Below are 20,561 nucleotides of genomic sequence, written 5' to 3'. Positions count from 1 at the left end.
CGCGCATTGCGTGGCAGGTTATTGCTGTTGCAGGGAGATGGTGGTGTTGGCCAGCTTCGGCTGATTGAACATGCTCACCAGCACCTCATCGAGGATAGACGACGCGCCCCACGGACGGGAATCGTTGAGAATCGCCACCACCACCCAGGTGTTGCCGTTGCTGTCGCGGCTGAAACCGGCGATGGCGCGCACGGTATTCAGCGTGCCAGTCTTGATGTGCGCCTCGCCACGCAGCGCGGTGCGTTTCAGGCGTTTGCGCATGGTGCCGTCCATGCCGGCCAGCGGCAGCGAGCTCATGAACTCGGCCTGATACGGGCTGTTCCACGCGGCCTGAAGCATCTGCGCCATTTCACGCGCACTGACGCGTTCGGCGCGAGACAACCCGGAGCCGTTCTCCATCACCAGATGCGGTGCGGTGATGCCCTTTTTCGCCAGCCACTGACGAATCACCCGCTGCGCAGCCTTGGCATCGTCGCCGTCGGCTTCGTTGCGGAACTCCGAACCCAGGCTCAGGAACAACTGCTGGGCCATGGTGTTGTTACTGAATTTGTTGATGTCGCGGATGATCTCCGCCAGGTCCGGCGAGTAGGCCTTGGCCAGCAGCTTGGCGCTGCCCGGCACGACGTCCAGACGATCTTTACCGAGAATGGTGCCGCCCAGTTCCTGCCAGATGGCGCGAACGGCGCCTGCGGTGTAGGTCGGGTGGTCAAGCAGTGACAGGTAGGTCTGCGAGTTACAGCCATCGCCCAACTGACCGGACACCGTGACCGTGATGCCGCCATCGGCGTCAGGCACCGGGTTGTACAGCACGTCACCCGTGCACTTGTTCGACGACAGTGCCTTGACCTGATTATTGATGTGAATGGCCGCGATTGGCGGCTCCACCGACACCAGAATCTTGCCGCCGTCGTTGCGGGTCACGAAACGCAGGGCCTTGAGGTTGACCATCAGCGAATCAGGGCGGACCAGGAACGGCTTGTTCTTGTCATTGCCGTCGTCATCGAACACTGGCAACTGAGGCTGGACGAAGTGGCTGCGATCGAGCACCAGATCACCGGTGATCTGCTGCACGCCATTGGCCCGCAGGTCGCGCATCAGCAGCCAGAGTTTTTCCATGTTCAGCTTCGGATCGCCGCCACCCTTGAGGTAGAGATTGCCGCGCAGCACGCCATTGCTCAGGGTGCCGTCGGTGTAGAACTCGGTTTTCCACTGGTGGGTCGGGCCGAGCATTTCCAGAGAGGCGTAGGTGGTGACCAGTTTCATGGTCGACGCCGGGTTGACCGAGACGTCAGCGTTGTAAACGGTGGGGGTGCCTGGACCTGTCAGCGGCAGCAAAACCAGCGACAGCGCATTGCCGTCGAGCTTGCTGGCCTTGAGCGCCTCCTGAACCTTGGGAGGCAGCGCGGTGTTGATCGGTGCGGCGGAGACGGACAATGAAATCGGCAGAAGCAGGGTGGCGAGAAACAGCGGACGCAAAGACTTGATCATTCAATAAAACCCTACTGCAAACGAGGGGGAGAAAAAGAGGGGATGAATTCCCTCATGACCTGAAAAAACAACCGGGACTCAAAAGTCTCGTCCCTTGAGATGAATGTATAGCCCATCGACAGTGCGGCATTATGCCCCAAGCTTTGGTGACTTGCGCCGGGGAACCGCCGTCAAAAGTCGCTATTTTTTTCAGATGACGCCGTATTGTCACGGGAAAACGCGATTTTCTGTCTGGAGTCGTCGGCTGAGGGCGCGCTTTTCGGGCTTTTAGGCTCCCAAACTGGTAGAGTGCCGCCCGATATTTACTTTTGAGGATTGTTTCCATGGCGACTAACCGTTCCCGCCGTCTGCGCAAAAAACTGTGTGTGGACGAATTCCAGGAGCTGGGTTTCGAATTGAACCTGGAGTTCAAGGAAGACTTGGACGACGCGGCGATTGATGCTTTCCTCGACGCTTTCCTGGAAGAGGCCATGGACGCCAACGGTCTGGATTACGTTGGTGGTGATGACTACGGCCTGGTCTGCCTGGCCGAGCGTGGCTCGGTGACCGAAGAGCAGCGCTCTATCGTTGAGGGCTGGTTGAAAGCCCGCAGCGAAGTGACCAAGGTTGAAGTCAGCCCGCTGATGGACGCCTGGTACCCGGAAAAGCCGATCAACCCGACTGCCTGAGTGCAGACCGGTTGACCCGAAAAGGGAAGCAGATCGTGAATCTGCTTCCCTTTTTTTGTGGCTGGCTTTTGCAGCGATCGGGCCGACAGCGTTCACGGGTGCCGGTTACGCAGTAACGCGTGTTCCAGGGTGAGAAGAGCGGTCTTCAACGATTGCCCGTGCTCGGCGATGACAGCCTCAGGCGCATCCTCCTCACAGCCGTGCTCGAGCAGAGAGCACAGGTCGATGACCTCGTTGGCGCTGATGATCCGCGCAGCGCCCTTGATCTTGTGGGCAATGTCGCGAATGTCCTGCCGGCTTCCCCGTTCGATCACCTCGCCAAGCTCCCGGGCATCGTCCCGGCAACTGGTGATCAATTGTGTGATCAGGTGTTCGATCATCTGCGGCCTGTCCCCGGTAAGGGCCAGAATGCTGTCCATCTCGAAGGGCGTAGGTGCTGTCTCGGGCGCTCGTTCGGGTGTGCTGACAGTGATCTGCGACAGCCTGTCGTTGAGGGCCGTGAGGCTGATGGGTTTGAACAGGCAGTCGTCCATGCCCGCTTCCCGACAGCGCAGGATTTCTTCGGGCTGCGCATTGGCGGTGAAGCCCAATACCGTGCAGGGGGCCTGCCCGCGTTCGAGTTCGTGAGCGCGGATGGCCCGGGTGAGGTCGTAGCCGTTCATGACAGGCATGTTGCAGTCGACGATCACCAGATCGAAATGGCGGTTCAGCCAGTGTTCAAGCCCCTCGACTCCCTGCTCGGCGACATCGCAGCGATGGCCGAGAAACCCCAGTTGCTGACATAACAGCAGGCGATTGGCGGGGTGATCGTCGACCACCAGGATGTCCAGCGTTCCCTTGAGCTGATCGGTATCGTCCTGTATCGCGGGAAGGCTCGCCACCGGGTCCAGAGAGGTCAGGTCGAAGACCATATGCACGCGAGTGCCCTGGCCGGGTTCGCTGTCCAGCGTCAGCGTACCGCCCATCATTTCGCACAGGCTGCGGCAGATGACCAGGCCCAGCCCGGCACCGGTTCTGGCCAGTTGCCCGCTGTTGTCGGCCTGGGCAAAGGGCGCGAACAGCCTCGCCTGATCGGCAGGGGAGATGCCGATGCCGCTGTCCTGAATGATCACGTGCAGGCGCAGCTGTTGCTCGTTGACGGCGTCTTCGGCCTGCAGGCTGATGCGAACCTGCCCACGCTGGGTAAATTTGATCGCGTTGCTGATCAGATTGGACAGGATCTGCTTGAAGCGCAGCGGATCGATCAGCACATCCAGGTGAATCCGGCTGTCCAGATCCAGCTGCAGCATCAGGCCTTTCTGCCGGGCAAGACCGTCGAAAACACGCACCACCGACTCGACCAGCTGACGCAGGTTGGCCCGCTCGGGGCTCAGCGTGAGGCGCCCGGACTCGATTCGGGCGATGTCAAGAATGTCCCCGATCAGCTCCAGCAGATCCTTGGCCGAGCTGTAGGCGACCTCAATGGCAGGGCGATCCAGGTGGCCTTGATCCGCACGTTTGAGGGCCAGTTCGAGCATGCCGATGACGGCGTTCATGGGCGTGCGGATTTCGTGGCTCATGGTTGCCAGGAAGGTGCTCTTGGCGCGGTTGGCATCGTCGGCCTGCTGTTTGGCAGATTGCAGCTCTTCGATCAGCTGGCGCCGTTCGCTGATATCGATCCAGCCGCCGATGATGCCCTGGACTTTGCCCAGCGAATCGCGAAAAGGCAGGATCCAGTGGTAGATGGTCAGAGACTGTTCGCCGATGTGCAGTGAGCGATCGAGAATCTGGGGGGTGCCATCGGCCATGACCTGCTGGTAATCCTCGACGTATTGCCGGGCCTCCTGGGGGTCACTGAGCACACCGTCGAGAATCGACTTGCCGATCACCTCTTCGCGCTGCGCCGAAAACGCCGTGAGGTAACTGTCGTTGCACATCTGCAACAGGCCTTGACGGTCGCGCACGTAAATCGGATGCGGCGTGCCGTTGACCAGCGCGCTCATGAATTCGAATTGATCACTCAACGCCCGCTCGGCCCGTTCGCGTTGCTTGATCTGGCGACGCATCCAGGCATTCCAGGCCAGCGAGCCCAACAACAGCAAACCGGCACCGACGATGATCTGATACACCAACAACTGATAGTCCTGCCACGCACCGCGAATGGTGGGCATGTAGGTGCGCCAGCGATTGTTGATGACCGCAAGGTCCTCCGGGGCGATGCTCGACAGCGCCTTGTCGATGATGCCGCTGAGCTCGGTGGCATTGCGCGACGTGGCCATGGCGATGCGGGCAGGGTCGCGTCCCACGGTGACGCGCATTTGCAGGGAGTCCTGCAGCGCCCGGGAAGAAATGAAGTAATTGGCGCTGAACAGCGACGTGATCGCGCCTTCGACCCGGCCGTGGGCCAGCAGGTCAAGCGCCTGCACCGGATTGTCGACTTCGATGGGGTAGATGCGCGGATGGTTCTGCTGCAGGTACTCCAGGATCGGGCTGCCCAGCGTAATGGCGACGCGCTTGCCCTCCAGCTGATCCAGATTGGAAGGGCTGGAGAACTCCTTGCGCGTCACCAGCACGAAGGCGTTTTCCATGTAGGGCCGACTGAAACTGAAGCGGTTTTCACGCTCGTCGCTGGGCACCATGGCGCCGATCAGATCAGCCTGCCCCTGACTGAGCCGGCTCATCATGTCGGTCATGCTGGGGGCGTGGCTGACCTCGAAGCGCAACCCGGTGCGCAACCTGATCAGGTCCAGCAGGTCGGCTGTCACGCCGCGAAAGTTGCCGCTGGCGTCGAAGAACGTCAGGGGAGTGTAGGCATCGTTGATGACCACCCGAACTGTCGGATGTTGGGCGATCCAGCGCTCCTCACGCTGGGTCAGCTGCAGCTTCTGGTCGGTGAGCAGCATGTCTGCTCCCGCGCCCCAGCGTTTGGAAATGGCCATGCGCTCCTCGATGGGAATGCCCTTGAGGACCAGATTGACCACCTCCAGCAAGGTGGTGTTGTCAGCTTTGACGGCAAAGCTGAACCCGTTGGGTTCGTGTTTGCCGAAGTTGGCCATCTGCACATTGTTCAGATAGCCCTTGCTGATCACGTAATGGGTGGAGATCGCATCTCCCAGAAACACATCGGCCTGATTGAACGCAACCGCGTTGATCGCGCTCTGGAACGAAGGGAAGGTCTGCAGGCGCGCCTTGGGATACAGCGCGCTGATGTCGTCGGGCGGAAGGTAGTGATAGACCATGCTCAGACGCAGGCCGTTGAGGCCGTCGGTCAGGCCTCGCGTTTCTCCCGTGCGCGTGACCAGCACGGGTTGATCGACGGCATAGGGGGACGACAGTTTGAGGTTCTGGTCGAATGCTTCATAGCCGTTAGCGCTGCCCAGCAGGTCGATCTCGCCGTCGCGCAGGGCATCGATGGCCTGGTCACGGGTTTCGAAGCGCAGCACCCTGACGGGCAGGTCCAGCGCCTTGGCAACGATGCCGATGTAGTCGGCCGTGAAGCCTTCATAGTCATGACCGGTAAGGGTCATGTCGAACGGGGGGTAATCCGGTGCGGAGGTGCCCAGGATCAATTCGCGCTTGTTGCGTACCCACTGCCACTGCGCGCGATCCAGCGCCACCTCCATGTGCGTCGGATTGGAGCGGCTCAGTAAGGTATAGCGCTCGGCCGCGACGGGATCGGCCTGAAGATTCAAGCTCAGGCAGAAAAAGACGGCCGCTATCCAGTATTCCGTTAACCCCTTTGACATCCTTTTTCTCACACTAGGGAGTTGCGTTTTGCCATCTCGATAAGTTCTACCAGAGTTCTGGCTTTGAGTTTGTGCATTAAACGTGTTTTGTAAGTGCTGACGGTCTTGTTGCTGAGAAACATGCCCTTGGCAATTTCCTTGTTTGTACGACCCTGGGCAAATAACTGAAGGACCATCAATTCGCGATCATTGACCAGCTTGAAACGCTCCAGTTCGTTGGGATCGCTGCCCTGGGCTGCCGATACGCCAAGGGCCTGGCTCGGAAAGTAATTGTAGCCGGAGAGAACGGCTTTTACCGAGCTGACAAGTTCGCTGAGGTCTTCCTGCTTGCAGACATAACCTGCCGCGCCCGATTGCATGCAACGAATGGCAAACAAACTTGGCGCCTGGGCGGTGAGTACCAGGATTTTCGACGGCAGGTTCATTGCGTTGAAACGCGCCAATACCTCAAGGCCATCGAGTTTGGGAATGCTGATGTCGAGAATGATCAGGTCCGGCATGCATTCGCGGACCATTTGCATCGCGTCCACGCCGTTGTCGGTCTCGCCGACAATCTCGTAATTTTCGTTTTCCAGCAGCATGCGGATGGCGAGGCGAATGACGGGGTGATCATCGATGATAAAAACAGAGTTCATAATTCAATCCATAACAGGCAGCAAGGAAAGCGCGCACCTTATCTCAGATGCTCGAAGACGCGCATGAACAGAACGGGGCGATCACTATATATAGGAAAGGTCCTACAAAAATTAGCGTATTGCCGTACGTAAGTGCTCAATGTGTTGATAAATGTTTAGAAAAAAATCGATACTTCTGAATAGCAAAAACGCTATCAGAAAAAGCATGTTTATTTCTATTGGGAATAATCCTACGTTGATGTCAGGCCGAGGCTACACGAATAAATGTGCCCTGTTTTTGATGCAGATCATTCTGCTTTTCTTCAAGGCATGCTTGACCCTGGAAAGGTCTCGATAATGGCTCAAGTCAGTTCGACAAGTTTGGGTGAGATGTCGCCGACAGCTTAACGGTCACGTGGTGTGAATGAAATAAGCTGTAATAGTTCAAGCGTATTCAATGGCTTGATCAGGCAGCCCCGTAATGGAACGCCTCTTTCCAGTGCCTGGCATTCGATGTCGGCCAATTGCGCGTGTTCCAGACCGCTGAGCAGTACCGCGTGGCGAATGAGGTGGCGGCGGGTGGCGATTTCCACCAGTTCGATGCCGTTCATGTCCGGCAGACGCTGATCGCAGAGCAGCAGGTCGTAGGGCTCGGTGCTGCGTTCCAGAGCGGCAAGTGCCTCGTCGGCATTGAGGGCAGGGGTCACCCGGTACAGGCCGTGGTTGTTGAGAAGGATCTGCAGCGCGATGAGCTGAAATGGGTGATCCTCTACCAGCAGAATTCGAAGATTGTCTTTGGGCATCGGAGTTTCCAGGCGTAGCGGTGGGGGCTGATCGGGGCGCTGGCTTGAAAGCGGGCGCTCGACAGAGGTGGATGAGGCGATGCGGACTGGTAAGGAAAAGCGTCGCCGCTATCGGGGCTGGCGGATTATTCGGTAGAGGTCAGAAGCGGAGCGATAGGACAGCTCCGTGAGCGGTGTAGGATTTTTCCGAAGATCTTTTTCTTTTCCTGAAGTCACAAAAAGAAAAGCCCGATTTGCAGCAGTGTTCCGGGCTTTTCTTTCAGTGGCAAAACGTCAGGCAGGGCTGGATCGGCCAGTCATCTCCCGAGCCATTTCGCTGGCATAGCTGTCGGTCATGCCAGCGATGAAATCGATGACCCGCAGAAACGAGGTGTGCAGCGGCCAACGCGGGTCCGGTGCGTTGTTACCCAGCAGGTCGAGGATGCGCCGGCTCTTGAAAGACGGCGTGTGCCCCCCATATTGCTCCAATGCCGCGCCACAGAACGCGTTGAGCAGGATTTCCAGCGTGGTGTAGGCACCGATTTCGTGCAGGGTCTTGCGCTTGTCCTGGAAGATCTTCTTGCGGGCCATGTCCTTGGCATTGAGCACGCAGCGTTTGGCCGGGCCATGCATGTGCTCGACAAGGTCACCCTGCAGCGTGCCGGCCAGCAGAGCGTCCTGCTGTTCGACGAAGGCACGGGCGGCGGCGTTGGTCAGGTGCTCGATGGCCTTGCCGCGCAGGATGGCCAATTTGCGTCTGCGGGAGTCGTTCGGGCCGAGTTGGCGATAGGTTTCCGGCAGATCGTCACCCACCAGGCCCAGCAGCAGCGACTCCACTTCCGGGTAGTTGAGCAGCTCCATCTCCAGGCCGTCTTCGAGGTCGATCAGCGCGTAGCAGATGTCGTCGGCGGCCTCCATCAGGTACACCAGCGGGTGCCGCGCCCAGCGCTGGTCTTCAATCTGCGGCAAACCGAGCTTGTGGGCGATCTGTTCGAGGATCGGCAGCTCGCTCTGGTAGCAGCCAAACTTGTGTTTCTTGTAGCCCAGTGAATCCGCGTGTTGCGCGGTCCACGGGTATTTGAGGTAGGTGCCCAGTGTGGCGTACGTCAGGCGTGTGCCGCCTTCGAACTGGTGGTACTCCAGCTGGGTCAGCACGCGAAAGCCTTGCGCGTTGCCCTCGAAATTGAGGAAGTCGTTGCGTTCGACTTCGCTCATCGCATCGAGCCAGCCACGCCCGGCGGCCTGCTTGAACCAGTTGCGGATCGCGTCTTCGCCGGAGTGGCCGAACGGCGGGTTGCCGATGTCGTGGGCCAGACATGCCGACTGCACGACCATCCCCAGATCGCTCGGTTCGCACCAGTCGGGCAGGGCGTTACGCAGGGTTTCGCCGACGCGCATGCCCAGCGAGCGGCCCACGCAGCTGACTTCCAGCGAGTGGGTCAAGCGGGTGTGGATGTGATCGTTGCTGGTGACCGGGTGAACTTGAGTCTTGCGTCCCAGACGACGGAAGGCGCCCGAAAAGATGATCCGGTCGTGGTCCTTGTGAAACGGGCTGCGTCCGAGTTCTTCAGGGCTGTGCAGGGTCTTGCCGAGGCGCTCGCGGGTGAGCAGGGTTTGCCAATCCAAGGCCGGTACTCCATCGGGTGATTACCGGCCTAGCTTCCCGTTTCGCCTCTTGGGCTGCAAGCAGAAGATGGTGTTGGGCGCCATTCAAAAGCCGGCGGCGTCGACGTCAATCAGCAGAAGACGTTTGCCATTATCAAAAAACTGCCCTGCGGTCAGGCAGTACTGGTTGCTCGTGGCGTCGCGGTAGGTGTTGGACAGGGTAAGGCGTCGCTCGTGCCAGCCCTCGGCCAGCAGGTGATAGAAGTAGGGGCGCCACGACCAGTTGTGGCCCATGTAGCGGGTGTCGGCCAGCCAGGCGCCGTTGCGCCATTCAAGGTTCGGTGTGAGCTGCGTGCCATGTCGATCGCACTGATAGAACCGCAGCAGCCACGGGAATTCCTGCACCTGGGGCAAGTCGCTCAGCGGCGCCTCGCCCTCGGCCCAGCCCTGCAGGCGATGCATCAGCTGACTGAGCTGTTTGCGCAGGTTCATCAGCCGCTCGCGCTCCTCGACTTTCTGCATGACATAGCGGTCGCGCAGTTGGGCGAAGCGTTCGACGAAAGCGTCGGTAGCGAAAAAATTCTCTTCGGCCTGGGCGAAGAGAAAGCCCTGCACGTAACGCGAACCGCATTCGAGCGCGAAATGCAGTTCGGCTTCGGTTTCCACGCCTTCGGCGATGATCCAGCAGCCGGTCTTCTCGGCCATCTGCGCCAGCGCCTTGACCACGTCGCTGCTGGGCCCACCGCGGGCGGCGGCCTGGAACAGGCGCATATCGAGCTTGAGGATGTCAGGCTGTAACGCCAGCACCCGGTCGAGTTGCGAATAACCGGCGCCGAAGTCGTCGATGGCGATGCGAGCGCCGGCCTCACGGTAGCGCGCCACGACGTCGCTCAGACGCTGACTGTCGCCGCCCAGTTCGGTGATTTCGTAGACGATTCGCTGAGGGGCAATGGCGTGCTGCTGCAGCTGTTTGAGACTGGGCAATGGCTGGCCCGGTCGCAGGCGGCTGATCCAGCGCGGTGAAATGTTCAGACTCAAAAACCAGTCGCTCGGCGCCTCATGCAAGCGACTCAACGCGTCGGCACGAACCTGTCGATCCAGTCGGCGTAATTCGACGGCGGGGCGTTTCGGGTCGGCAAACACAGGACCGACGGATAGCAGGCGCCCATCCTCCTGACGCAGGCGTCCCAGGGCTTCTACGCCTGCAATACGGCCGGTGGCGGTATCGATGAACGGCTGAAAGCAAGCTAGCGGTTGCCCATCGATCACATGGACTCCTTAAAGTGATTGGCTTTGTTGTCAGGCAAAAAAACGCCGCCCCCGGCTCAAGGTGAACATTGAGTCAGGGGCGGGTCAGGTTTGTTTGCAAGAATGCAGCCAGATGGCCAGCTTCAGCGACGTCGGCCGGATGTCTGCAGGATCAGGCGGATGATTGGCAGGACACTGGCGCTGAATTTGACGAGGCGCGTGACGCTGCCGGTGCGCTTGCTGCGCGCGCCTTTGCCGGTCAGAAAGCCCAGCAGGGAGACGATACCGACTCCCCACAATGGCGCATGCTTGATGCCCAGCGAGCCGGGCAGGTCATGGGCCATGCCGCGCATGCGATGCAGGGGGCGCAGCAACTGGGCGGATTCACGACGGATTTCCTGACGGTGCATTTCCATGCGTAGACGGATCAGCGCCTTGCGCAGTTCTCGGCGGTTATGGGTTTGGGGCGAATCGGGATGGCTCATGGCATCAGTCGCTCGCGGTCATTGGCCAGTTCTTCCAGCGTGGAATGGAACGGCGATGATTCATCGAAGATCGCCGAGCGCAGGCGCATCGCGCAGAACAGTGCAGCCAGTGTATAGAAAGCGCACAGGCCGATAATGCCGGTCAGGCGGTAGCTGTCCCACACCAGAATCAGCAACAGAGCCGATAGGCCGATGAGCAGCAGCAACGCAAAGACCAGCGCGAGCCCGGCGAAGAGTAGGAGGCTGACTGTGCGGGCTTTCTGTTCCTGCAACTCGATGCCGAACAGCTCGACATGACTGTGCAGCAGTCCCAGAAACGCTGCGCCCAGGCGGCGGGGCGAGGCGGTATGGTCGGTCCCGGATGGACCCGTTTCTGAGGTCATGACCATTAACGCCGAGTGGCCAGCAGACCCAGCAGGAAGCCCGCACCAGCGGCAATGCCGACGGACTGCCAAGGGTTGTTCTGCACGTATTCTTCGGTGGCGACAACCGCCTCCTTGCTGCGCTCACGCAGGGCCGCTTCAGCGAGAGCGAGGGTTTCACGGGCGCGCAACAGGCTTTCGTTGATCTGATCGCGCAGTTCGTCCGCCTGATTGCCAGCCAAAGAGGCGGTGTGCGCGAGCAGCTTTTCCGTATCGGCGACCAGTGTCTGGAAGTCTGCCATCAAAATGTCCTGGGCTTTCTCTGCTGTCGGGCGGGCCATGGTGTTCTCCGTTGGGGTGGCAATTATGGGGTTCGAGTATGGCCTATAAACGAAGGTTCATTCCAATTGCCTCAAGTTGCGTGTCGAAGGAGGCTGGTACAGCTTTTGCTTTGCGATGGTGCGCCAGGGAGGCGACGCGCGCCAAAGCGGAGCGCGCTGATCGGCAAATGTGCCGAGACCTTGACCTAAAACCATAAAACCGAGAAAAACGCCTTAGCGTTCAGCTTTTCTGCCAGCCAGCGTGCGCCAATGCGGTTCGCGCAAGCCTTGCCTTGCGCCGATTTGGTGCTGTTTGCGAGAGGCGGAGAAGGGCTTGTCCCGCTTTGGTGCTTTTCATCACTTGCAGGCCTGCCTCTCAATGGAAAATGTGCAAAGTGCCGTGGACACCCTGGTCCATAGCTCCAATACCCTGTTTATCCTGATCGATACTGTCATGGTTCTGGCCATGCATGCCGGTTTTGCGTTTCTGGAAGTCGGCACGGTCCGCCAGAAAAACCAGGTCAACGCCTTGTCGAAAATCCTCAGCGATTTCGCCGTGTCGACCATCGCCTATTTCTTCATCGGCTACTGGATCGCCTACGGTGTGAGCTTCCTGCAGCCCGCCAGCGTGCTGGCTGCCGACCATGGTTATGGGCTGGTGAAGTTCTTCTTTCTATTGACCTTCGCGGCAGCGATCCCCGCTATTATCTCTGGTGGCATTGCCGAGCGGGCGAAATTCGCCCCGCAGCTGTGCGCGACGGTGCTGATCGTGGCCTTCGTTTATCCGTTTTTCGAAGGGATGGCCTGGAATGGCAATTTCGGCCTGCAGGCCTGGTTGCTGAAGACTTTCGGCGCAAGCTTTCATGACTTTGCAGGCTCTGTCGTGGTGCACGCCATGGGCGGTTGGCTGGCACTGGCAGCGGTGACCTTATTGGGTGCGCGCAACGGCCGTTATCGCGACGGCAAGCTGGTGGCCTATCCGCCGTCGAGCATTCCGTTTCTTGCGTTGGGCTCGTGGATTCTGATTGTCGGCTGGTTCGGCTTCAACGTCATGAGCGCGCAGACGCTGGATAGCGTGAGCGGGCTGGTGGCGGTCAACTCGTTGATGGCGATGGTGGGCGGCACGGTCGCCGCGTTGATCGTCGGCCGCAACGACCCAGGCTTCCTGCACAACGGCCCGTTGGCCGGGCTGGTGGCGGTGTGCGCCGGTTCCGATGTGATGCACCCGGTGGGCGCTCTGCTGACGGGCGTGGTGGCAGGCGCCTTGTTCGTCTGGTGTTTCACCGCAGCGCAAGTGCGCTGGAAGATCGACGATGTGCTCGGCGTGTGGCCATTGCACGGTCTGTGTGGCGTCTGGGGCGGCATTGCCTGTGGCATTTTCGGGCAGACGTTTTTTGGTGGCATCGGCGGCGTCAGTCTGATCAGTCAATTGATCGGCAGCGCTCTGGGTGTCCTGACCGCCCTGGCAGGCGGCTTCCTTGTGTATGGCGCGGTCAAGCTGTGCCTGGGCCTGCGCCTCAATCAGGAGCAGGAGTATTACGGCGCGGACCTGTCGATTCACAAGATCGGCGCGGTCAGTCACGACTGAAGCACGATGCCCATGCTTGGCTATGCTTACCCGCGAAAGGGCAGGCATGGCCGCTGGCTGGCGGCACGCCTCTCGACTTTCCTGATTTGTCACGCCTTACCCGGCGCGTCTGCAGTAGGAGTCTTCGATGGAACGTATTTATTCCCTCCAAGACTTGAGGGGCGTTGCAGTGCTGGGCGTCGTTCTTTTCCACATGACCGCCGTGGAGCACAAGTATTCGGGCGGCGACATTCTGCTGCCGTCGCTGCTGGATTTCTTTCAGCTGGGTGTCGATCTGTTCTTCATCATCAGTGACTTCGTGATGGTCATTGTCAGCCGTGGTCGTTTTCAGAAAGTCGCTGAGTCCAAGCGCTTGCTTTATCAATCGCGTTTCGCGGATTTATCCCACCTATTGGTTGTACTACTTCCTCACCCTGACGGTGCTGCTGGTGCAACCGGGCATGGTCAACCGCACTCACGGTTCGTCCAACTTGCTGATGTCGTTCTGCTGTTGCCCAATGACAAAGTGTTGCTGGTGATGGTCGCCTGGTCGCTGCTGTTCGAGCTGTGGTTTCAGGAGCGGAGACGTCGCATTTCGAATGCCGAGCTTTCTCGTTGCAGTTGGTGACATGTCCTACACCGTTTATCTGTCGCATCTGCTGGTGCTTTCGGAGCGGGCCTAAACTGGCGACTCCGAAACCCGTTATCGGAGGTTCGAGACATGCCGCCGGAATGCCAACTGTTCAGTACCGTGGGGTGTCATTTGTGCGAGGTCGCCGAGGCCGAACTGATGCCCTTGGTAGAGCATGGCCTGATGGTCGAACTGGTGGATATCGCGGAGAGTGAAGCGCTGAATGACGCCTACAGCTTGCGCATTCCGGTGTTGCGACGCACCGACACCGGCGCCGAACTGGACTGGCCGTTCGACACCGGGCAGGTGGTGATGTTCTTGCGCGACTGAGCCTTGGGGGATTGGCTCAGTCGTGTGGCTCGGTCTCGGAACTCAGTGCTGGTAGTCAGAGATACTGAGTGTCGACGACCATCGCCTTGGCGACCGCTTCTTTCTGCGCTTCGCTCATACCGTCCCAGACGTGCACCTTGGCGAAGTAACCCAGCCCGGCCACGACATACAGACTCAGGGTAAATACGATGAACACTGACATGAAGGTCCAGCGACCGACATCTTGATCGTCATCGGAGAATGACTGGGAGTAGTTTTCTTCGCTCTCGGTGGTGTTACCGGTGGAAAGGCGTTTGATCCATTGAAACAGTTGAACCAGCATGGCGTTACCTCAAGTTTTGAAAGACGAAATCTGTGATGGGCAGGGCAAGAACCGGGTCTTGCGCGCCTACATTGCATGTCCGGCAGTTACGCATGCATGCGTGTTACACACCCTGAAAACGCAAAAAGCCCGTCGAGGACGGGCTTTCTTTTTATGAGTTCAGGTCTGCAGGCGTTTTCGGGGGCGATCACGAAACGGGTTCGTGAGCGTTCGGATTCGCGCCTGCGTGCCGATTTCGAAACATTTTAGAACAAATCATTTTCTCCATCTACCGCTGTCATGTAGATGTCAGACAACTGGTACTGCACAAGCGTGCGACACAGTGTCGCGCACACGTGCAAGGCCCGAAACAGGGCCACGCGCTCGCTGAATCATCAAAGCGATCAGTGAGTCAGGTTGTTTCCACAGCAGTCGGGCGCTGAGCGATAATGCCGCACTTCTTGTGTCCGTTTTCAGTCTTGTGTACTCATGTCCGACACCACTTTCATCGCCGCCCATAGCCAGGCCAGCACACTGTATCTGCCGCCGGGCCCCTGGCTGACCGTGCTCGACTGCCTGTGCGAGCGTTTCAGCGCCATTAGTCGCGAGCAATGGCTTGACCGCATCGCCCGCGGTCGGGTGCTCGATGGCGCGGGGCGGCCCATTGCCGTGGATCTGGCCTATCGCGAAGGGCTGCGCATCCATTATTTTCGCGAAGTGCCCAACGAAACGCCCATTCCAGTGCAAGAACAGATCCTTTATGCCGACGAGCATCTGGTCGTGGCCGACAAGCCGCATTTTCTGCCCGTCACGCCATCAGGGGAGTATGTCGAGCAGACCCTGTTGCGTCGCCTGATCCGTACTCTCGATAACCCCCATCTGGTGCCGCTGCATCGTATCGATCGCCACACGGCAGGATTGGTGCTGTTCTCGGCTAACAAAGAAAGCCGCTCGGCGTATCAGGCGTTGTTTCCTACACGCAAGATCGACAAACGCTACGAAGCGATCGCCCGTGCGCTGCCTGATCTGGAGTTTCCCCGCGTTCATGAAAGTTGCCTTGTTGATGGCGAGCCGTTCTTTCGCATGCAGGAAGGAGAAGGGCCGAGCAACACCGAAACCCGAATCGAGGTGTGTGAATGCAATGGCGATTTTTGGCGTTACGGGCTGTATCCGGTCACGGGCAAGAAGCATCAGTTGCGCGTACACATGGCCGCGCTGGGGGCGGGGATCTGCAACGATCCGTTTTACCCCGAGGTGATCAAGGACGCTGTGGATGACTACGCCAGGCCATTGAAGCTGCTGGCACAGGGGCTGCATTTCATCGATCCGGTGACGGGGCAGGAGCGGTTTTTCGAGAGCCGAATCAGGCTGGAGTGGTAGTGGCCTATTTCATGTAGGGCTTGTAGAAGCCCGGCTTGTCGGCGAAAGCGATGCTGAAATCTAGAGGGGGAATTGGGGCCTGCGCCGGGGTTGGTGGGGTGAGGAATTATGATTGGCTCTCGACTTTCAAAGTAGAGCTTTGAACTTGTCGAGAGCGTTCAATAAACCAGTCAGGCCAGCATCGTCCGGATCTATTCGGTGTCTCAATGGCTCTAGCCAATTGCGGACATCAGAATAGAGACAATTCAGGAATTGCTTTAGAGGTACCACTAGAGTTTGCGTTGTGTTCCAGATGGTTATGTCTGAGCCGGTTTTCTTCAGTGACAAGCAGAAAGAAGAATCTGTGCCGATGATCTGAAAAGCCTGCTGGCTTTTATTTTGGGTAAGTTCAAAAATCGAATCGAATAAGTCGCTTAAGAAGATGAATATCATCATTGATTGGCATGGCTTCCGGCCAGCGGATGTGATGGTTACCTGGTCATGTGTTAGCGCAATATCACCCAGCTCAAATCCGGTGATCTGAGAGTCGATGAGCCGCAGGATGATTTCTATTTTCATGAGTCAATGGCCTGAGATAACGGGAAACATGGTTATGACGGAGTTGTCTTTTGTATCAACAACCACCCTGACCAAATCTTTTTGTCTATTGACGATCATTTTTTTCTCAAATGTCTGCATTGGTCTGCTTGGGTCTGGCGTCAAGCGATGGCCTTTAAGTACCACTTTGGTCGCTGCTTGCTCCAACTGCCGTCTGGTCGTCCCAGCGCTGAACAGATCTCCCGGACCGTTTGGATGGTTACCTGATACATGACGTGCATCGATGTGTACCCATCCCTTTTTTAAATCTCCGTCATTGATAGTGGGTTTCGTGCGCGAACAACTCCACCCCCACGGATCCACCCACCCAACCGGATTCGGCGCGTACTGATACAGGTTCAACTCACCCGCCAATCCAATTGGGTCTGGCGTGGTGAAGCGACCTATGTCCGGGTCGTAGAACCTGAAGGTGTTGTAGTGCAGTCCGGTTTCGCGATCAAGGTATTGGCCTTGAAACCGCAGGTTCTGTGCCTCGATAGAAGTGTCGTGTTCTTCCGACAGCGTGTTGCCCCATACCTGATAGTGCGCTGACCAGACTCGCTTGCCGTCGCTATCGGTTAGCTCTTCCGGCAGGCCGTTGGGGTGGTTGTGAAAATAGTGAACGGTCCTGAACTCGCCTCGGGTGTCTATGCGAGCGAGGGGTTCGTGGCTGGAGTCGGCGTAGATGTATAGACATTGCCGTTGATGTGTTTCCTCCTGCAACAGGCGCAGGCCGTCCCAGGTGAAGCGCGTTTCGCTGATGGGTTGGTCGTGTCGGTTGCAGGTGCGTTTGGCGATGCGCCGGCCTAGCGGGTCGTAGGTCATGCGGATGACGTCGCCGTTGGGGTTGTGCACGGCGATCAGGCGGCTTTCGGCGTCGTATTCAAAGCGTTGGGTGCCGTGCTTCAGGCTGTGTTTTTCGTGCAGCCTTCCGAAGCCGTCGTAGCGGTAGCGTTTGTCCTGATAGTGCGTCAGCTGGTTGTGCCTGACGCCACCGGATGAGATGCGCCCGGTGTCGAACAGGTTGGCGGCGGCGTCGTAGGCGAAGGTTTGAGTGTGTCGGACGAGCTCGTCCTCACTGGCGATAAGGCGGGCGGTAGCGTCGTAGTGCAGGTGGTTGCGTGACGTGCGCGCGTCTGCCTGGCTCAGGCGAGTGATCAGATTGTCGGCCGGGTCGTAATCGTATTGCTTGACCCGGACCGGCGAGGACTGATCGGCGATTCGCTGAATACGCGAGCGCAGTCGGCCGCTGCGGTCATATTGGGTGCGTGTGGTGATAGGGCCTTGAGTACGCAGCACTTCGCGATGCAGGCGGTCACGCTCGAAGTCGCTGATGACCTGCCCATCGAGGTTGAGCTGGTGCAGGTGCTCGCTGCCGTAATACAGCCGGTTGAGCCAGCGGCCATCGGGGCACTGGGTTTGAATCAGATTGCCGAGTTCGTCGTAGTGATGCTGCAGGGTTGCGTTCGCGGTCTGCTCGCTGAGCAGCTGGCCCACGGCGTCGTAGGCGAAGGCGAGGTGCTGTGACCTGCCGCCATGATCGGTGAAGGTCATGGCGATCAGTTGGTCGAGCGGGTCGTAGCGGTACTCGGTGCGACCGTCCGAGGTGATCTTTGTCGTCAGCCGCCCGAGGGCGTCGCGCTCAAGTTCATGAACGATGACAGCTTCGAGTGGCTCACCTGCAACGGCTGCAGGGCGTTGTTCAACACGAATCGGGTTGTTCAGCGCGTCATGCCGGTAGTGGCGCTGACTGCCATCCAGACTGTGCTGCACGACAAGCCGATCGGCAACGTCCCACGCGAATCGGTAGCATTCACCGTTTTCATTGGTCAGGGTCTGCAGGCGACCATAGGCGTCGTAGCTGAACCGCACCTGACGTCGTAGCGCATCGGTGCGCAGGCGCAATTGGCCGCGCCGGTCATAGTCGTAGCGCGTGGTCGCGCCAGTGGGGTCGGTAAAGGTTATGAGCTGTCCGCTGGGGTTGCGTTGGTATTGGCTGAAGCGATCATCCGGTGTACGGCTGCCCAGCAGTCGGCCATAGCGGTCGTGCAGGTAGAGCGTGCGCTCGCCGAGCGCGTCGGTAATGGTGTGCAGGAATCCGCGCGCGTCGTGGGTAAACGAGGTGCAATAGCCAGAGCAGTCGACTTGTTCGACCAGTTGCCCCAGCGCATTCCAGTGCTGCACTCGGCTTTTGCCGCTCGGGTCGGTGATTTCGATGACCTGACCGAGGTCGTTATAGACATAGCGGGTGACGCGTCCCAGCGGATCGACAGCGTGGGTGCAGTTGCCCCGGCCGTCGTAGCGATACTGCCAGCTGTGGCCTGCGGTATCGGTTTGCGTTTTGGGCAGTGACCAGTGCTCAAGCCACAGGGTCAGCTCGCATTGGCCGAGCGGATCCTCGCTGCTTTCGAGGTTGCCGGCACGATCGTAGGTGTAGCGCCATTGCCCGCCCTGAGGGGCGGTGGCGCCCAGCAGTTGGCGCTCTTCGTTCCAGTGAAACTGCCAGGTGTGACCGAGGGCGTCGCTGTATTCGGTGATCTGATGCTGTGGGTTCCAGCGTCGCGTGCTGCGTCGGCTCAGGCCGTCGCTGACAACGGTCGAGCCTTGCTCCAGATCGTACTCGAAACGGTAGCGCTCACCGTCGTCGGTGTGATGGCCAACGACGCGCCACTCGCGGCCATCGATCAGCGCCCAGTCGTAAAAGCAGCGCTGGCCGCTGGGCAACTGGTGTTCGGTCATGCGCTGGCTGCTGTCGTAGGAGAATCGCCGCAGGACGTTGCCTGCGCTGTCGCGCACCTCGATCAGATCGCCGCAAGTATCGTAGGCGTAGCTCGCCAGCAACTCGCGGGTATCGTCGGCCAGCAGACGTTCAATGTGCGAGACCCGACCCGGCCATTGCGCCGAATACACCAGGCTCAGTCGCAACACATTCAGGTTGTCGTGCAAGGCGGTCAGGCGTTCCGAGGCGTCGTATAGCAGGTGCAGGCGGTTGTCGTTGCGATCGCCGATCTGGGCCAGTCGCAGCAAGGTGGGGTCGCGCAGGCTCGCCTCAAACAGTCGGTAAAGCCCGTCCTCGCTCTCGATCAGCACCCGGCCGTCTTCATGCCGTCGCACCGCAAGCCCTTCACCGGGGCTGAACACTGCGCTGCCGGGGGCGATCAGACCCATGTCGATGCGCCGCGCCTGTTCGTCGATATAGACCAGATGCTCGCGGCCCTCCGGATCGGTTGCGATACTCACGCAGACTTCGTACGGCACACTCCAGCCAGCGCCAAACAGCCCGTGCCGGCGCGTGTCACGGCTGTTGTAGAAGCGCTGCCATTCGATGGGCATCACGCCGGGGAGGGCGAAGTCCAGATCTTCTGCACCACCCAGTACCTTGGCGCCCGTGGCAGCGTGCACGGGGTGGGGAGAGCCCGAAATCGCCCGACTCAAAGCGTCAGTGACCTGACTGACGCCGTAGGCATTCACGCTGCCAAGCAGCATGCACGGCAGGTTGCTGGTGAACCGCCGGGGCCCGCCCTTGAGCATCATCAGTGCATTGACAGCCAGCCCCACGCCGGGCGGCTTGCTGCTGCGAATCGGTCGCACCACCTGTGGACCACCGCCGATACGCACGTTGGGCGAGATCTGCCCCGAGCCCACCACTGTGGCTTCACAGGTGCTGCGATCGCCGCTGCGCACAGCGGGCTGGCCATTGATGAACACCCGGTCCGAACCCTCGGCGATGTACTGCACGGGCATGGGTGCGTGGCGCTCACAGGTGATTTGATCCAGCCCCTTTGGGACAGCGCCCGGCGCAGGACTGGCCACGGTGGGCTGCCACAGCTCGGAGAAAAAGCCTTTGGCGATATCGAGAAAAGTGTCTTGCGCTGGTTCGTCATCGGGCAGTTCGACACCTCCGGCGCCTGAAGGCGGCACGGCGCCCGCCGCTCGCGCCGCTGGCAGGCCGTTAATGAAGACGTTCGAGGAGCCCGTGTCGATATGCGCGCAAACGCTGGGGGGAAAGAGGTCGTTCGCCAGGTCTTCGCAGAACTGGCCAATGCTGGCATCGGCACCGCTGAGGTTCATGCCCACGCCCACTGCGACATTGACCGCAGCGCCCAGCAGACAGGCGCCCAGGCCACCGGTGGCAACGGTCAGGCCGGCCGCGCCGACAATCGCCGCGCCAACGGCAGCCCCCACGGCCACGCTGGCAGCGACCGCCAGTACGCCGCCGAAGGCATCGGCCAGCATCGAGTTGTGGGCCAGGGCGTCGCCTTGGCGAGCGGCCCAGAGGGCGTCAGACATTCCGTGATCCGCGCTGAGAAAGCCGTGGAATCTAAGGGCTGAAAACAGGGCTGTCTGGGCGCTGAAACACAAAAGGCGTGGACTTCAGATCTTTCAGAAAGGGACTACAAAACCGTGGTATTGCGTCTTAGGCATCCGCACGAAAGGTCTGTCATTCAAGGGGCGGAAGTTTCAGAAGATTTCGGCGTG

Annotated in this window: 16 protein-coding genes and 1 pseudogene; 5 read left to right on the top strand and 12 right to left on the bottom strand. The window is 59.4% G+C overall.

The features are described from left to right. Positions 1-18: 18 nt before the first annotated feature. Complete coding sequence (gene dacB / locus AC07V9_RS13175; protein WP_495016145.1) at positions 19-1,488, bottom strand: D-alanyl-D-alanine carboxypeptidase/D-alanyl-D-alanine endopeptidase; 1,470 nt, start codon at positions 1,486-1,488, stop codon at positions 19-21. A gap of 323 nt (positions 1,489-1,811) precedes the next feature. Between dacB and AC07V9_RS13170 the strand changes: the two genes are divergently transcribed. Further along, on the top strand, positions 1,812-2,156 hold the full coding sequence (locus AC07V9_RS13170; protein WP_495016144.1) for a YggL 50S ribosome-binding family protein: 345 nt from the start codon (positions 1,812-1,814) through the stop codon (positions 2,154-2,156). Positions 2,157-2,248: 92 nt separating this feature from the next. Here the strand turns inward: AC07V9_RS13170 and AC07V9_RS13165 are convergent, their stop codons facing one another. The 8 genes from AC07V9_RS13165 to AC07V9_RS13130 all read right to left on the bottom strand — a co-directional run bounded on the left by AC07V9_RS13165 (position 2,249) and on the right by AC07V9_RS13130 (position 11,318). Beyond that, the gene (locus AC07V9_RS13165) at positions 2,249-5,881 is read right to left on the bottom strand and encodes a transporter substrate-binding domain-containing protein (RefSeq protein WP_495016143.1); all 3,633 of its coding nucleotides are present in this window, start codon (positions 5,879-5,881) and stop codon (positions 2,249-2,251) included. 8 nt (positions 5,882-5,889) lie between these two features. Next, positions 5,890-6,516 (bottom strand): response regulator, encoded by a 627-nt coding sequence (locus AC07V9_RS13160; protein WP_495016142.1) that lies wholly within the window; start codon positions 6,514-6,516, stop codon positions 5,890-5,892. 383 nt (positions 6,517-6,899) lie between these two features. Then, on the bottom strand, positions 6,900-7,298 hold the full coding sequence (locus AC07V9_RS13155; protein WP_495016141.1) for a response regulator: 399 nt from the start codon (positions 7,296-7,298) through the stop codon (positions 6,900-6,902). A gap of 273 nt (positions 7,299-7,571) precedes the next feature. Beyond that, positions 7,572-8,903, bottom strand: coding sequence for a deoxyguanosinetriphosphate triphosphohydrolase (locus AC07V9_RS13150; RefSeq protein WP_495016140.1), 1,332 nt, complete (start codon positions 8,901-8,903; stop codon positions 7,572-7,574). 84 nt (positions 8,904-8,987) lie between these two features. Then, complete coding sequence (locus AC07V9_RS13145) at positions 8,988-10,151, bottom strand: EAL domain-containing protein (RefSeq protein ID WP_495016139.1); 1,164 nt, start codon at positions 10,149-10,151, stop codon at positions 8,988-8,990. Positions 10,152-10,273: 122 nt separating this feature from the next. Further along, positions 10,274-10,615: a hypothetical protein gene (locus AC07V9_RS13140; protein WP_495016138.1), complete on the bottom strand. Its 342-nt coding sequence runs from the start codon at positions 10,613-10,615 to the stop codon at positions 10,274-10,276. After that, the gene (locus AC07V9_RS13135) at positions 10,612-10,998 is read right to left on the bottom strand and encodes a phage holin family protein (RefSeq protein WP_495016137.1); all 387 of its coding nucleotides are present in this window, start codon (positions 10,996-10,998) and stop codon (positions 10,612-10,614) included. Before AC07V9_RS13135 ends, AC07V9_RS13140 begins: the two co-directional genes overlap by 4 nt. Before the next feature lie 5 nt (positions 10,999-11,003). After that, a complete protein-coding gene (locus AC07V9_RS13130) occupies positions 11,004-11,318 on the bottom strand; it encodes an ElaB/YgaM/YqjD family protein (protein ID WP_495016136.1) in 315 nt (104 codons plus the stop codon). Positions 11,319-11,676: 358 nt separating this feature from the next. Between AC07V9_RS13130 and AC07V9_RS13125 the strand changes: the two genes are divergently transcribed. From AC07V9_RS13125 to AC07V9_RS13115, 3 genes and pseudogenes are all read left to right on the top strand, one after another. Further along, entirely contained in the window at positions 11,677-12,885 is a 1,209-nt protein-coding gene (locus AC07V9_RS13125) for an ammonium transporter (protein WP_495016135.1), read from the top strand. Positions 12,886-13,012: 127 nt separating this feature from the next. Next, positions 13,013-13,438, top strand: a pseudogene (locus tag AC07V9_RS13120) (acyltransferase family protein); the annotation flags it as partial. Positions 13,439-13,585: 147 nt separating this feature from the next. After that, positions 13,586-13,825: a glutaredoxin family protein gene (locus tag AC07V9_RS13115; protein ID WP_495016134.1), complete on the top strand. Its 240-nt coding sequence runs from the start codon at positions 13,586-13,588 to the stop codon at positions 13,823-13,825. A gap of 55 nt (positions 13,826-13,880) precedes the next feature. Here the strand turns inward: AC07V9_RS13115 and AC07V9_RS13110 are convergent, their stop codons facing one another. Beyond that, the gene (locus AC07V9_RS13110) at positions 13,881-14,147 is read right to left on the bottom strand and encodes a hypothetical protein (RefSeq protein WP_495016133.1); all 267 of its coding nucleotides are present in this window, start codon (positions 14,145-14,147) and stop codon (positions 13,881-13,883) included. 468 nt (positions 14,148-14,615) lie between these two features. Between AC07V9_RS13110 and AC07V9_RS13105 the strand changes: the two genes are divergently transcribed. Further along, positions 14,616-15,506 (top strand): pseudouridine synthase, encoded by an 891-nt coding sequence (locus AC07V9_RS13105; protein WP_495016132.1) that lies wholly within the window; start codon positions 14,616-14,618, stop codon positions 15,504-15,506. 126 nt (positions 15,507-15,632) lie between these two features. On the opposite strand, the gene AC07V9_RS13100 is transcribed toward AC07V9_RS13105, so the two are convergent. Both AC07V9_RS13100 and AC07V9_RS13095 read right to left on the bottom strand, forming a co-directional pair. Then, positions 15,633-16,064 (bottom strand): hypothetical protein, encoded by a 432-nt coding sequence (locus tag AC07V9_RS13100; protein WP_495016131.1) that lies wholly within the window; start codon positions 16,062-16,064, stop codon positions 15,633-15,635. Positions 16,065-16,067: 3 nt separating this feature from the next. Further along, positions 16,068-20,372, bottom strand: a complete 4,305-nt coding sequence (locus tag AC07V9_RS13095) for an RHS repeat-associated core domain-containing protein (RefSeq protein ID WP_495016130.1) — start codon at positions 20,370-20,372, stop codon at positions 16,068-16,070. Positions 20,373-20,561 lie beyond the last annotated feature (189 nt).

Source organism: Pseudomonas sp. GW821-FHT02A11 (assembly GCF_059421985.1).
This window is presented reverse-complemented; position numbering and strand designations above follow the sequence as displayed.

What these genes read in the sequence shown, in the direction of transcription:
- dacB (WP_495016145.1), bottom strand. Translation starts at nt 1,488, where the DNA reads ATGATCAAGTCTTTGCGTCCGCTGTTTCTCGCCACCCTGCTTCTGCCG.
- AC07V9_RS13170 (WP_495016144.1), top strand. Translation starts at nt 1,812, where the DNA reads ATGGCGACTAACCGTTCCCGCCGTCTGCGCAAAAAACTGTGTGTGGAC.
- AC07V9_RS13165 (WP_495016143.1), bottom strand. Translation starts at nt 5,881, where the DNA reads ATGTCAAAGGGGTTAACGGAATACTGGATAGCGGCCGTCTTTTTCTGC.
- AC07V9_RS13160 (WP_495016142.1), bottom strand. Translation starts at nt 6,516, where the DNA reads ATGAACTCTGTTTTTATCATCGATGATCACCCCGTCATTCGCCTCGCC.
- AC07V9_RS13155 (WP_495016141.1), bottom strand. Translation starts at nt 7,298, where the DNA reads ATGCCCAAAGACAATCTTCGAATTCTGCTGGTAGAGGATCACCCATTT.
- AC07V9_RS13140 (WP_495016138.1), bottom strand. Translation starts at nt 10,615, where the DNA reads ATGAGCCATCCCGATTCGCCCCAAACCCATAACCGCCGAGAACTGCGC.
- AC07V9_RS13135 (WP_495016137.1), bottom strand. Translation starts at nt 10,998, where the DNA reads ATGACCTCAGAAACGGGTCCATCCGGGACCGACCATACCGCCTCGCCC.
- AC07V9_RS13130 (WP_495016136.1), bottom strand. Translation starts at nt 11,318, where the DNA reads ATGGCCCGCCCGACAGCAGAGAAAGCCCAGGACATTTTGATGGCAGAC.
- AC07V9_RS13125 (WP_495016135.1), top strand. Translation starts at nt 11,677, where the DNA reads ATGGAAAATGTGCAAAGTGCCGTGGACACCCTGGTCCATAGCTCCAAT.
- AC07V9_RS13115 (WP_495016134.1), top strand. Translation starts at nt 13,586, where the DNA reads ATGCCGCCGGAATGCCAACTGTTCAGTACCGTGGGGTGTCATTTGTGC.
- AC07V9_RS13110 (WP_495016133.1), bottom strand. Translation starts at nt 14,147, where the DNA reads ATGCTGGTTCAACTGTTTCAATGGATCAAACGCCTTTCCACCGGTAAC.
- AC07V9_RS13105 (WP_495016132.1), top strand. Translation starts at nt 14,616, where the DNA reads ATGTCCGACACCACTTTCATCGCCGCCCATAGCCAGGCCAGCACACTG.
- AC07V9_RS13100 (WP_495016131.1), bottom strand. Translation starts at nt 16,064, where the DNA reads ATGAAAATAGAAATCATCCTGCGGCTCATCGACTCTCAGATCACCGGA.
- AC07V9_RS13095 (WP_495016130.1), bottom strand. Translation starts at nt 20,372, where the DNA reads ATGTCTGACGCCCTCTGGGCCGCTCGCCAAGGCGACGCCCTGGCCCAC.